The sequence below is a fragment of the Synechococcus sp. UW179A genome (genome assembly GCF_900473965.1).
Classification (GTDB): domain Bacteria; phylum Cyanobacteriota; class Cyanobacteriia; order PCC-6307; family Cyanobiaceae; genus Synechococcus_C.
Genome location: NZ_UCNJ01000014.1, coordinates 65,689 through 77,913, shown reverse-complemented (window position 1 = coordinate 77,913; position 12,225 = coordinate 65,689). Strand labels below are relative to the sequence as shown.

Genomic DNA, 12,225 nt, shown 5'->3' with positions numbered 1-12,225 from the left:
GAGCGTGAGTCTCACGGCTCAGGTCCAGTAGCTTCAGCCCAAGTACTCCTTGCGCAGCGTTTGGATTCGGGCAACGAGTGCATTACGCTTGTCGCTCGTGGTGAGATTCTTCCAGCTCCACTGTCCGACAACCACAACGCCGAGCAGTTCCAGCAAGCCTGGAACAACAGGCAACAAATTGATCGTGTCGAGAATTCCTTTAATCAGGATCTGGGCAACGATCACAGCGGCGAAAATGCCGACAACTTTGCCAATGCGTCCAGCCTGGCTCCAGTCGACTTTGTCGAGAGTTTCGTTCACCTTGCCAAGCACGTCTTTGTAGCGCTCGGCGAATGCGACGTTGTCGCCAGTGGCGCTTTCAGTCGACTGCGTAGTGGTTTCGTCGCTCATGACGCCTAAGCTGGCTACTAATACTCCGCGACGATATCGGCAAGATCACTGGAATGCCATGCCGGCTCCTTATCGATCTCGATTGTCTGATGATTCTCAGGTCCTCACTGAAGGCCGTGTCACCGGAAGAGGGCTGCGCATTGCTGCTGGGGAAGTCAGCACCTGATCTGCACGTGCGCTGTGTATGGCCTTGCTGCAATGTCTGGCGACCTGGTCTCGGCGGAGTCAGCGATGTGATCTCGGGAGATGGCGATCAAGCGTCAGTCTCTGCTTCGCGCCGATCACGGTTTGCCCTGGATCCTCGTGAGCAAATCGCTGCCCAGCGGTGGTCCCGTCAGAGAGGTTGGCGGGTTCTCGGCAGTGCACACTCCCATCCTGGGGGCCAGCCGGTGCCCAGCGCCATGGACAGGCAATGGGCTGCCAGCGAGGGGGTCGTGCTCATTGATGCTGGAGCTGCCGGCGTCCGTGCCTGGTGGTTGCAAGGGCCCGGTCAGGAGGGAGTGCCCGGGAAGTCTGTCAGCGCTCTTTCAATCGTTGTCCAAAGCGACGCAACGGTGGGAGACACTATGAAGTCGTGTGCTGATGGCGCATTCCTGCTGCAATGACGGAACACTCTCCAGATCCCGATCTGAGTGCGCAGGAGCGAGGACGTTACGCCCGTCACCTCACACTCCCGGAGTTTGGGGCTATCGGCCAACAGCGGTTGAAAACGGCATCGGTGCTGTGTGTTGGGGCAGGTGGGCTCGGCTCGCCTTTATTGATGTATCTGGCGGCGGCTGGTGTTGGTCGCATCGGCATCGTTGACGATGACCACGTGGAAGTCTCCAACCTCCAGCGACAGGTGATCCATGCAGAAAGTGGCCTAGGCCAGCTCAAGACGGACTCCGCTTCGCAGAGGATCCTGGATCTCAATTCCCATTGCCGGGTTGAACAGCATGCCTGTCGGCTCACAACCACAAATGCCATCGAGCTGATCGAAGATCATGACTTGGTGGTGGATGGTTCCGATAACTTTCCCACTCGCTATCTGATCAACGACGTCTGCGCCTTGCTCAACAAGCCCTGGGTGTATGGATCCGTTCAGCGCTTTGAGGGCCAGGTCAGTGTGTTCAATCAGGGCCCTCAATCACCTGATTACCGCGATTTGGTTCCAGAGCCTCCGCCTCCGGGTCTTGTTCCCTCCTGCGCTGATGGAGGTGTGATTGGGGTGATGCCGGGATTGATCGGGCTGCTCCAGGCGACCGAAACCATCAAGTTGCTGGCAGGGATCGGTGAATCTCTGGATGGAAGGCTGCTGCTTGTGGATGGCCTGACCATGCGTTTCCGTGAGCTCCGTCTGCAGCGCCGACCCCATCGCCCTCCTATCACAGCCCTGGTCGACTACGAGGCGTTCTGTAGCGTCGAGGGTTCCGGCTGTTTTGAGGGAGCATCAAGCGTGAGAAGCATTTCCGTGAAGGAGCTCAGCGCATTGTTGGAAGACGGAGGTGAGCTGGTGCTGATTGACGTGCGCAATCCTTCTGAAGCAGATGTGGCAGTGATTCCTCGATCTCAACTGATCCCGCTTCCAAGGATCGAGGATGGAGAGGCAATCGACGAGATTCGCCGCCTTGCTGGCGATCGCCCGATCTACGTGCATTGCAAGCTGGGCGGACGTTCCGCGCGGGCGGTCGAATTTCTATCGCAGCATGGAATCGACGCCACCAATGTCTCTGGAGGGATCGATGCCTGGTCGCAGCAGGTGGATCCTGGAGTTCCCCGTTACTGAGGCTGTAGGAGGGCGTCAATAGTCAACCCCACGCTTGAGGTCGACGCCCTGTTCTGCGTAGTGCTTGTGGCAAACCATTTCCGAATGAACACTCGCTAGATCGAAGTAGGCCGGTGGGTGTTTACAGCGGCCTGTGATGATCACCTCGGTTTCGGAAGGCTTGCGCACCAGGGCCTGCACGATGGGTTCGACCGGCAGCAGTTCTAAATCGACAGTGGGATTGAGTTCGTCCAGGATCACGGTTTTGTAGAGGCCGCTGGCGATCGCCGCTCGGGCAATCTCCCAGGCACGTTCGGCCTCCACGTAGTCGATCGGCTCCTGTTGACCGCGCCAAACGATTGCGTCCCGTCCGGAACGCAGGTGGTCCACCAGGTGCGGGTAGCTCTCACGCAGAGCGGCGATCGCAGCATCTTCGGTGTAGCCGTTGCCTCCCTTAAGCCATTGCAGGATCAACACGCGATGGCTTTTGTCCTGACTAATGCCACGGCCGATGGCCTGGAGACCCTTGCCCAGGGCGCTTGTGGATTTCCCCTTGCCTTCGCCGGTGTAGATCTCGATTCCACCCGGTGACGGGAATGGAATCAGCGAATTGTCTTTGTGCTCGATCCGCCTGTGGGCGCGCATCTCAGAGTGCAGATCGGCGATCTGAATCAAGGGTTGGGGCGCAGCGCGTCCAGTCACGATGATTTCCATCCCCTCTGGTCGAGCAGAGAGGGTCTTCACCACATCATTGATGTCGAGTAGCCCGAGATCCAGCACCGGGTTCAGTTCGTCCAGAACCACAACGGAATACAGAGCGCTGGCAATCGCGCCTCGCGCGATGTCCCAACCTCTCTGCGCCTCCTGTTGGTCAAATTTGGTGGCTTCGTCAGCGTTGAAATAGTCGGCCCGTCCAGTACGGACCTGATCGATGAGATGGGGGAAACCCTGCTGCAATGCTTCGATCGCTGCATCCTCGTCGTAGGCCCGTCCGGGTCCTTTGAGGAATCGCAGCAGCAGAACCCGGGTTCTCCGTTGTTCGCAGATGCCAAGACCAATCGTGCGAAGCACAACTCCAAGCGCTGCTTGGCTTTTTCCTTTGCCCTCTCCGTCGTAGACATGGAGTTGGCCAAGGCTGCGTTCACGGCTGTCTGCAGCTGTGACGATGCCGATGCCTGGCTTGCTGTTGCGTCGGGTTCCGCTCGAGCTATCGGATGACTGGACTGCGTCCATCGTCAATTTCTAGATGGCGCTTCTTACGATCGGAGCATAACGATATTCCTATTTTCAGCAGTGGCTTTCGAGACTTTGCGCCTGCTGGAATCTTTGTCGGTGGAGGACGAGCTTCGTCTGAAGAGCCTTCGAGAATGGATCCTGGGCTGTGATCGCGTGTTCGTGGCCTACTCCGGTGGGGTTGATAGCACCTTGGTGGCTGCCATCGCCCAGGAACAGCTTGGCGACTGCGCGTGTGCCATTACTGGCGTGTCGCCTTCGCTTGCTCCTCATCTACTTGCTGAAGCGCGTCAGCAGGCGCACTGGCTGGGAATCCGGCACCGTGAAGTGGAAACCAGGGAGCTCGACGACCCCGCCTACAGCAGCAACCCCACGGATCGTTGCTATGCCTGCAAACGGGAGCTGCACAGCCATCTCGCTCCCATTGCTGAGGCTGCTGAAGGTGCGAGGGTCCTCGATGGTGTGAATCTCGATGACCTCGGCGATCATCGGCCTGGCCTTCAGGCGGCTAGTGAAGCAGGGGTGGGCTCTCCACTGGCGGATCTGCAGATCGACAAGTCCTGCGTGAGACGACTGTCCAAGGCGCTGGGATTTCCCTGGTGGGATAAGCCTGCTCAGCCATGTTTGGCCTCACGGTTTCCCTATGGAGAAGCCATCAGCCATGACCGCCTGAAACAGGTTGGTCGTGCGGAAGCTTGGTTGATCGAACGGGGCTTCTCTCGTGTGAGAGTTCGATCCCAGGGCCTGTCGGCCAGAATTGAGGTTCCTCAGGAGCGGCTTGCCGAACTACTTGCTCCTGAGCTCAGAGACTCATTGGTTCGAGTCATGCTCGAACTTGGCTTCACCAGTGTGAGCCTCGATTTGGAAGGGTTGGTGAGTGGAAAACTCAACCGGGTCATACCCGGTTGAGAGCTGGTTAGCCGGCATGGCCACATGGTGTTCGTTCTGCTTCAGCCACGGCCGAGGGTGTTTCACGCAGAAAGCTGCGCATGGCATGGCTGGCTGCCCCCAGCTGTTGCCTGAGGTGTTCACAGGCTGATTCGGGCATGGTGTGGTCTCCGCAGGTGAACACATCCACTGCTGCATATCCGTTTTCAGGCCAGGTGTGAATGGAGATATGGGACTCAGCAAGAAGGGCGAGTCCGGTCACACCCTGAGGTTCGAATCGGTGGGTGGTGAGGTTGAGAAGGGTGGCACCAGCACGTTTCGCTGCCATCGTGATGGTGGCCCTCAGAAAGGCTTCGTCGTTGAGCTTGCGCTGATCGCAGCCGTAGAGCTCAAGGATGCAATGTTTTCCCACCATGTCAGTCGCACTCGTCTGACTGGGGCTTGGGGGTGAAATGGTCAAAGCGTCGTCCCATCCCGGGTTGGGATGCAGGCAGGACAGGGTCTGCTCCATCAGGGCATCAAAGAAAAGGGCCCCAGACCCTAGCTTTTTCTCATCCCGTTTCTCAAGTGATCGGCGTTGAGAATCTGCGAATGCTGCCGCCATTGGCCTTCAAAGGCATCCAGGTGCGTTGCGCTCACTAGGCATTGATGGGAATCACCCACGGCTTCCAGCAGAGTGAGCTGGCGGCTTGGATCGAGTTCCGCCAGCACGTCATCCAGCAGCAGCAGAGGCGGATGACCACAGAGTTCTCCGACCAATTCCAATTCCGCCAGCTTCAGTGCCAGCACCACGGTGCGCTGCTGACCAGCAGAGCCGAAGCGGCGAGCTGCAGTGCCATTGAGCATCAGGTCGATTTCGTCGCGATGGGGTCCCACCCTGCAGCTACCGAGTCTTTCCTCTTCCGGTCGCTGACGTTGTAATTGCTCCTCGATTGATAGCCTCCAGGCTTCCTCGGCCTCCTCCCCTTCCAACATGCTTCCAGGCGTGTAGCGCAGTTCCAGTTGTTCATGGCCCTGGCTGAGACGTTGCTGCCAGGCGGCGGCGAGGGGCTCCAGTCGTGCCAATGCACGGCGGCGGCGGCGATGAATGCGTGTGCACACCAGTGCCATCTGGGTGTCGAAGCTGTCCAGCAGCACGTTCCGTTCCAGCGACGTGCCGAGGCCACCCCGTCTCCAAAATTGACTGCGTTGTCGCAATAGTCGGTTGTAGCGACCAATGAGGTCGCTATAGACAGGTTCGAGCTGCAACACGACCCGATCGAGCCACTGACGCCTCAGTGCTGGCTCGCCACGCACTAAATGCAGATCGAGCGCACTGAACCCCACGCAGCGCAGGGGCCCGATCAGATCCATTTGACGCTGCAGCACCTTGCCGTTGCGTCGTGCCTGTCGTCCTCCTCTGCGACGCAGTTCGAGCTCCACCAGATCCTCGTCAACGCAGGTGGCTCTGAGCAGAGCGCGGGAGGCATCCCAGTGAATTAGATCCGCATCCTGGCTGGATCGATGGGAGCGAAGGCTGCCCAGCAGTTCTACCGATTCGAGCAGGTTGGATTTACCGACACCGTTGCTGCCGATCACCAGTAGACGGGGCGCATCAATTACCAGCTGCAGATTGCAGTGGTTGCGGAACTCCTGCAGTTCGAGCCGGAGAAGCCGAATCGGTCCGGGTGCGGTGTGTGGTTAAGGTAACTGGAGCGCGGTTGTTCTCCCAGCCGCCGCGTGGGCATGTAGCTCAGTTGGATAGAGCATCAGATTCCGGTTCTGAGGGTCGGGGGTTCGAGTCCCTCCATGCTCGTGTACAGAATGGTTGACCGGTCATCGAAGCCGCAGACCCATCGCTCTGATCCCGCCTGGATCAAGAATGAATCCGCGTGATTTGAGAGCATCCATGGCCTGGGCAGGTGCCGCAATCGAAATGCTGCATCCAGGAAGGTCTCTGCGTAGACAGGCAAGTGAACGCTGAACCAGCACCGCCAGCAATCTGGATTGATCAGGTCCTGAAGCGGCCGCCAGATTCCAGAGATTGGCATTGAGCGCCTGATCAGTGGTGGCTCTGACGAAGCCCACAAGCCGTTGCTCCTCACTATCGAGGATGCTCAGGTGCCAGATGCTGCGTTGCAGTGCGAGCGGCCACCGTTCCACAGGGTGGGGTTGATCGCCGCAGTCTTCCAGCAGGGCATTGATGCTGGCTCCATCAGGAACGAACTCCATGCTCGCGCTGTAGCGCTCCGGCAGCCGTGGAACGGCGGCCTGTTGGCGAAAGGGAAGCAGTGCCACTCAACCGGTGTTACGCATGCCGGCGGCGATGCCGTTGATGGTGAGCAGGGCTCCGCGCAGAAGCTCGCTGCGGCTGTAGGTCCGACCGTCGCCATCGCTCGGAAACTCGCTCATGGGGGGCTGACGGTTCTGATCACGCAGACGTTTGAGCAGCGCAACTTGCAAGAAACCCAGTGGGACGATCGTGCGGTTACGCAGGTTCACCGAAAGCTGCAGTGCAGGGTCTGCATCCAGCAGCCTTTCCTGTCTGGTGATCTCCAGAACCAGGCCGCGGGTGAGTGTGTATTCATCAGCGATCGTTGTGTAGATCCGCTCAAAGGCATCGCGATGGCTTGAACTGCCAAGGCTGGTCACGTAGTGACGGGCCAGATCGAGATCGACTTTGGAGAGTGTCATCTCCACTTTGGAAATCAGCATCCGGAAGAAAGGCCAGCGCTGGTGAAGGGTGCGCAGCAACGTCATCTGCTCTGGGTCGGCTTGGAGTTCTTCGCTGAGAGCTGTACCCACCCCGAACCAGCTGGGGAGCAGGAATCGGCTTTGGGTCCAGCCGAATACCCAGGGGATCGCACGAAGGCTGGACAGATCCCTGGCTCCGGATTTGCGCCGTGCCGGACGGCTGGAGATCTGCAGTTTGCTGATTTCTTCAATCGGAGTTACCTGCTCGAAGAAGGCCACCAGGTCGGGATTGTCATGCACCAGGGCCCTGTAGTGGCGGCGTGAGCATTTCGCTAGTCGAGCCATCAGCTCGTTCCAGCTCGGGGTGGCGTCCAGCTGATTGGTCACAAGGCTGTTCTGGACCACTGCCGTGGTGACCGTTTCCAGGTTGTAGAGAGCTAGCTCAGGCAGGCTGTACTTGGAAGCCAGCACTTCGCCCTGCTCGGTGATCTTGATGCGTCCTTGGAGCGTGCCGCTCGGTTGGGCCAGGATTGCCTGGTACGCAGGGCCACCGCCTCTGCCGACGGAACCTCCACGGCCATGGAACAAACGAAGCACAACTCCATTGCTTGCCGCCAGATCCTGCAGTGCAATCTGGGCCTTGTGAATTTCCCAGTTGCTGGACAGGAAGCCTGAATCCTTGTTGCTGTCGGAGTAACCGAGCATCAGTTCCTGGAGAGGCAGCCCCTGGCTGCCGACGCGAGGCAGGAGGTTTCTGTAGAGCGTTGTATGGAACAGCTCTCCCATCACGTCGGGGGCGCGTTGCAGATCTTCCACCGTTTCGAACAGAGGAACCACCAGCAGATCGGCATGGCCGGAGGAGGGATCCACGAGGCCGGCTTCCTTGGCCAGGAGCAGCACCTCCAGCAGGTCGGAAACGCTGTGACTCATGGAAATCACATAGGTGCGACAGATTCGGCTGCCGAACTCGTCCTGAAGCCGATGCAGCATTCGGAACACATCCACCGTTTCCGCTGTATTGGCTGACCAATCCACGGCAGGAGGAATCAGTGGGCGGCGTGTCTGCAGTTCTTGCAGCAACCAGTGCACGCGTTCCTGCTCATTCAGATCTCCATAGGCGTGATCTGGATTGAGATATCGGCTGAGTTCATCCAGTGCGTCACTGTGACGTGTGCTCTCCTGACGAATATCGAGACCCGCAAGCGAGAAGCCATAGATGTGGACCTGAGTAAGCAGGGTGTCGAGGGGCTCGCAGCTGAGATCAGTGCTGACCAGGCTTGTTCGGATCAGCTCAAGATCACTGCGGAATTCCGCCACAGACCCGTAATGCAGGGCTTCGCTTGGTTGACTCTCAGGGGTAAACGGCTGGGGACTCTCAGCCGGAGCCCGCCATCCGGCATCCGCCAGCTGATCGTTTCTCAGCTTTGTGAGACGTAACCGTTCAAGCATGAAGCTCATCTTCAGCCGGTAGGGCTCGAGGCGATAGCGGGTGGCTCGCTCCTCGTAGACCTCCGGGAAGCGGAATCGATCCATTTCCAGTGATTCCAGCAGGGAAGCACTCACCTGACTCCATTGCATCGAGATGCTGAGCTGGTCGCGCAGGCTCTGGACGGCACTGATGTACCGGTCCAGCATCAACTGACGCTGATAACAGGCTGTCCGCCAGGTGATGTCTGTGGTGACAGAGGGATTTCCGTCGCGATCAGACCCGACCCAGGAGCCGAAGGTGCAAAACGATGGTGGTGGCAGCTGCACATCGGGATAACTGTTGGAGAGTGCGTTAGTCAGGCGGCGACGCAGCTGCGGCATCGCGTCGAACAGAACCTGCTGGAAATAGTGCAGGGCGTAATCGACCTCATCGAGTACAGATGGTTTGAATTGGTGTAATTCATCCGTGCGCCACCAAAGGCGGATTTCCTCTTCAAGCTGAAGACGGATGCTGTCCGCCTCACGTGGACTGGCTTCTGATGCCGTTTCCAGTTGTTGCAAGAGGCTGGCAACGCGCCGCTGTTTGTGCCTCACCGTGTGACGCACAATTTCCGTGGGATGGGCTGTGAAGACCAGTCGGATGTCAAGTTCTTGAAGCAGAGTCTCCAGCTGCGCGGGAGGCACGTTTAGTCGGCGCAGGCGCTCAAATAATTCACTGAATGTGGCGGGTTCTGTTTGGGTTGCCAGCGGTGGAGTGAAGGGATCGATCTGCTCAACCAGTTCCTCTGAGCGGACGATGCTTTCGAGATAGCTGTCCTCCTCAATGCGCTGCTCGAGGATGTTGACAAGCTGGAAATACAGAGAGAAGGCTCTGGCGGCTGCGATGGCTTCCGACAGGTCCATGTCTCTGATCAGCAAGACCACGGAATCCGAGCTAGCGGCAGTGGGTTCGGGTAATGCCGGATTACTGAGCTGCTTCATGCGCAGCAGGCGTTCAGCCTGTTCGGCGGGGCATTCGCTGCGCAGCACGGTCTGCCAAAGATCCTCTACCAAAGCCAGGCGCTGCTGCAGCAGATGGCCATTTCCGGATGATTCCTGCACCGCAGCCCTGGGCTGATCGCTCGCAGGAATCATTGCGGGGGAGGAGGACATTGAAAGCGTGTCGGGATCTGGAGTCCTCATGATCATCCCAAAGTGCGTTCGGCCGGCGTGCAAACCCCACGCATCTCTTCCTCTTGCATGGATGTAATGCTCTTGCGAAGCACCGCTTCGACGCTTTCGCCAGCGTCAATGTCCTGCAGCCATCGCATGGCCTGATTGCCATCTTCCAAGACGGCTGCCAGTGGATCGAGTTGCTGCTTAAGTCCAAGCTCTTGAGCCAGCGGTGTTACGCAGTCAATCAGCTGTTCAAGCCAGTCTCTGCAGGAGCGTTCGCGTCCGTCGAGCCAGTTGTGCAGCGTGGCCTCAAGGCTGGATCGGGCCGCGGCCCGATCGTTGCTCATGCTGAGTTCTTCCAGTTGCTGAAGATTGAGTGCGCTGCTCTGTAGTGGGTCATACTTCTTGGGCTCTCTTAGGACCTGCTGCACCCGCAGTTCTAGAAGAGCGGTCACCGCAATCAGGACCTCGGGGTCGGTGATCAAATCGCAGATGCGCAGCTCGAGACGATTGAGTCGGTGGGGACGGTCCGGTCCGTTCGGTCGCACGGAAGTCCAGAGGTGACGGACGTTGTGCATGGAACCGTCCTGGATCTGTTGATTGGTCCAGGAGATGAAGTGTTGGTGGTCTAGGAAGAGAGGAACGCGGGCCGGCGTGAGCGGGAACTGGAGCCAGCGTTGGGAATGCGCTCCGGTGATGCGGCCGTTCAGGAAGGGTGAGCTGGCACTCAGAGACAGCAACAGAGCTGCTTCGCAGCGCACAAGACGTAAAGCAGCGAACAGTTCGGCTGGATTGGCGATCCCCAGATTGATGTGGATGCTTGCTGTCACTACTGCCGTGCCGTAAGTGGCTTCGATCAGAGAGTGATAAGGGTTCTCAGGGTCTGAGCGCTCAAAACGGTCGGTGTCGCCGAGGCTGAGGGTGCTGCCTGGAAGCAGGGTGAGACCCTGCGCCATCAGCCAGCGACGGAGCTGGCGACGAGGGGACAGCAAGGCTTCTGAAATCCCGTCGTAATCTGCAAGCGGATCGGTCACATATTCGAGATTGCGGTGATCCGGTTCCGTGACGAAGCCCTTGAGTTCCCGCATGGCACGGGCTGCGATGCCGACATTGCGGCCATCGGCACGGCCGGTGAACAGTTCGACTTCAAAGCCTTTAAGCAACCTGTTAAGGGTCATGCCCCGACGTCCTCGAGACAGGCCAGCGCTGTGAGCATTCCGCGCGCTTTGTTGAGTGTTTCCTGGAACTCTGCCTCTGGCTGGGAGTCGGCCACGATCCCCGCGCCGGCCTGCACCTGCAGGGTCCAGCCGCCATCGGGTCGGGGTTTCACCACCATGGTGCGGATGGTGATGGCCGTATTAAGTGCGCCGGCCAGGTCCACCGAGCCGTAGACCCCGGAGTAGGGGCCACGGGCTTCTGGTTCCAGGTCGTGGATGAGCTGCATTGCCCTGATTTTGGGAGCTCCGCTCACAGTCCCTGCCGGGAAGGAGGCCATCAACAGATCCCAGATGTCCTTGCCAGGGGCAAGACGGCCCTCCACTTCGCTCACGATGTGCATCACGTGGGAATAACGCTCGATCACCATCAGCTCGCGTACAGAGACTGAACCAGGAGTGCATACCCGGCCGAGGTCATTGCGACCGAGGTCGACCAGCATCACGTGTTCGGCGCGCTCTTTGGGATCGGCGAGCAGGTCGGCTTCAAAGTTCCTGTCTTCAACAGGATTTCTGCCTCGGGGCCTTGTGCCGGCAATCGGCCGCAGAACCGTGCGGATCCCCCCCTGATCCGGTTCCGCTTTCACCATTACCTCTGGACTGGAGCCGATTAGCTGCCAGTCTCCGAAGTCGAAAAATGCCATGTACGGAGAGGGGTTGATCATCCGCAGGCTGCGATACAGATCCAGCGGTGGGTGGTTGACATCAGCGCTCAGCCGCTGACTTACCACCAGCTGGAAGGCATCACCGGCAGCGATGTGGTCACGTGCCTGATCCACCGCCTGATGGAAATCCTCCCGGGTGCGATTGCTGCGAGTCTCTGGAGTGGCGCCTCTGTCTGGCCTCCAGTTGAGAGGTCGCACGGGCGGCAAGGGGGCTGCCATGCGTTCGCGCAGTGTGTTGATGCGCGCCATCGCGTCTTCCCAGGCTTCTTCAGGGCTTGTGGCTGCATTGCGCTGTCCGCTCAGATCTCCGTAGGCAACTGCGGTGATCAGGCGTTTCACCTGGTCGAAGATCAGAATGCTGTCCATCAACATCCACAATCCATCGGGTGGACCCTCGGCGATCGCGGGGTGAACAGGGACGCTGGGCTCGATCCAGCGGATCAGCTCGTATCCCCAGATTCCATAAAGCTGCCCCAGAGGAGGAAGACCAGGAAGAGTCGCAGGCTTGTAAGGCTCAAGACAGCTTCTCAGGCAATCGAAGGGGTTGCCGTTGAAGGACTCGCTCTCACTGTCTCGCCAGGTGCGCTCTAGCCCATCGCGACCTGCTGACAACGTCCAGAGAGGGTCGCAGGCGACCACGCTCCAGCGGCCAAGTGTCTCCCCGCCTTCAACAGATTCGAGCAGAACACCGGGTGGTCGTTGATCACCGACCTTCAGCCAGGTCGTCAGTGGTGTTTCCAGATCCGCAGGCCAACTGCTGGCCACAGGAATCATGGTTGCGCCTGATTGAGCGGCTTCCAGAAAGGCTTTGCGGTCGGGACTGAGCATGAACGAA

Annotated in this window: 11 protein-coding genes and 1 tRNA gene; 4 read left to right on the top strand and 8 right to left on the bottom strand. The window is 58.9% G+C overall.

Going from position 1 to position 12,225, the window contains the following annotated elements:
- Window positions 1-33: 33 nt before the first annotated feature.
- Complete coding sequence (locus DXY31_RS08095) at window positions 34-390, bottom strand: CAAD domain-containing protein (RefSeq protein WP_114993300.1); 357 nt, start codon at window positions 388-390, stop codon at window positions 34-36.
- Window positions 391-479: 89 nt separating this feature from the next.
- Here DXY31_RS08095 and DXY31_RS08090 point away from each other — a divergent pair, with 89 nt between their 5' ends.
- Together DXY31_RS08090 and moeB are read left to right on the top strand one after the other, a co-directional pair.
- Window positions 480-995, top strand: a complete 516-nt coding sequence (locus DXY31_RS08090) for a M67 family metallopeptidase (protein ID WP_244279644.1) — start codon at window positions 480-482, stop codon at window positions 993-995.
- A complete protein-coding gene (gene moeB, locus DXY31_RS08085; RefSeq protein ID WP_114993298.1) occupies window positions 992-2,155 on the top strand; it encodes a molybdopterin-synthase adenylyltransferase MoeB in 1,164 nt (387 codons plus the stop codon). Before DXY31_RS08090 ends, moeB begins: the two co-directional genes overlap by 4 nt.
- 15 nt (window positions 2,156-2,170) lie before the next feature.
- Here moeB and DXY31_RS08080 read toward each other — a convergent pair whose 3' ends face one another.
- The gene (locus DXY31_RS08080; protein WP_114993297.1) at window positions 2,171-3,367 is read right to left on the bottom strand and encodes a cob(I)yrinic acid a,c-diamide adenosyltransferase; all 1,197 of its coding nucleotides are present in this window, start codon (window positions 3,365-3,367) and stop codon (window positions 2,171-2,173) included.
- A gap of 60 nt (window positions 3,368-3,427) precedes the next feature.
- On the opposite strand from DXY31_RS08080, the gene larE reads away from it, so the two are divergent.
- Window positions 3,428-4,276, top strand: a complete 849-nt coding sequence (gene larE, locus DXY31_RS08075; RefSeq protein ID WP_114993296.1) for an ATP-dependent sacrificial sulfur transferase LarE — start codon at window positions 3,428-3,430, stop codon at window positions 4,274-4,276.
- Window positions 4,277-4,283: 7 nt separating this feature from the next.
- Here the strand turns inward: larE and speD are convergent, their stop codons facing one another.
- Together speD and recF are read right to left on the bottom strand one after the other, a co-directional pair.
- On the bottom strand, window positions 4,284-4,766 hold the full coding sequence (speD, locus tag DXY31_RS08070) for an adenosylmethionine decarboxylase (protein WP_114993295.1): 483 nt from the start codon (window positions 4,764-4,766) through the stop codon (window positions 4,284-4,286).
- Between the two features lie 29 nt (window positions 4,767-4,795).
- A complete protein-coding gene (gene recF / locus DXY31_RS08065; protein WP_244279650.1) occupies window positions 4,796-5,893 on the bottom strand; it encodes a DNA replication/repair protein RecF in 1,098 nt (365 codons plus the stop codon).
- 83 nt (window positions 5,894-5,976) lie between these two features.
- Between recF and DXY31_RS08060 the strand changes: the two genes are divergently transcribed.
- Window positions 5,977-6,050: transfer RNA gene (locus DXY31_RS08060), tRNA-Arg, on the top strand.
- A 20-nt stretch (window positions 6,051-6,070) separates the two neighbouring features.
- On the opposite strand, the gene DXY31_RS08055 is transcribed toward DXY31_RS08060, so the two are convergent.
- Genes DXY31_RS08055 through DXY31_RS08040 form a run of 4 tightly spaced genes read right to left on the bottom strand, consistent with a single transcriptional unit; the run spans window position 6,071 to window position 12,218 of the window.
- Entirely contained in the window at window positions 6,071-6,532 is a 462-nt protein-coding gene (locus DXY31_RS08055) for an N-acetyltransferase (protein ID WP_114993293.1), read from the bottom strand.
- Window positions 6,533-9,508, bottom strand: coding sequence for a phosphoenolpyruvate carboxylase (ppc, locus tag DXY31_RS08050; protein WP_371639245.1), 2,976 nt, complete (start codon window positions 9,506-9,508; stop codon window positions 6,533-6,535).
- Window positions 9,509-9,540: 32 nt separating this feature from the next.
- Window positions 9,541-10,689 carry a glutamate--cysteine ligase gene (gshA, locus tag DXY31_RS08045; RefSeq protein ID WP_114993291.1) on the bottom strand — a complete coding sequence of 383 codons (1,149 nt, stop codon included), beginning with the start codon at window positions 10,687-10,689 and terminating at the stop codon, window positions 9,541-9,543.
- A complete protein-coding gene (locus tag DXY31_RS08040; protein WP_114993290.1) occupies window positions 10,686-12,218 on the bottom strand; it encodes an anthranilate synthase component I family protein in 1,533 nt (510 codons plus the stop codon). Before DXY31_RS08040 ends, gshA begins: the two co-directional genes overlap by 4 nt.
- Window positions 12,219-12,225 lie beyond the last annotated feature (7 nt).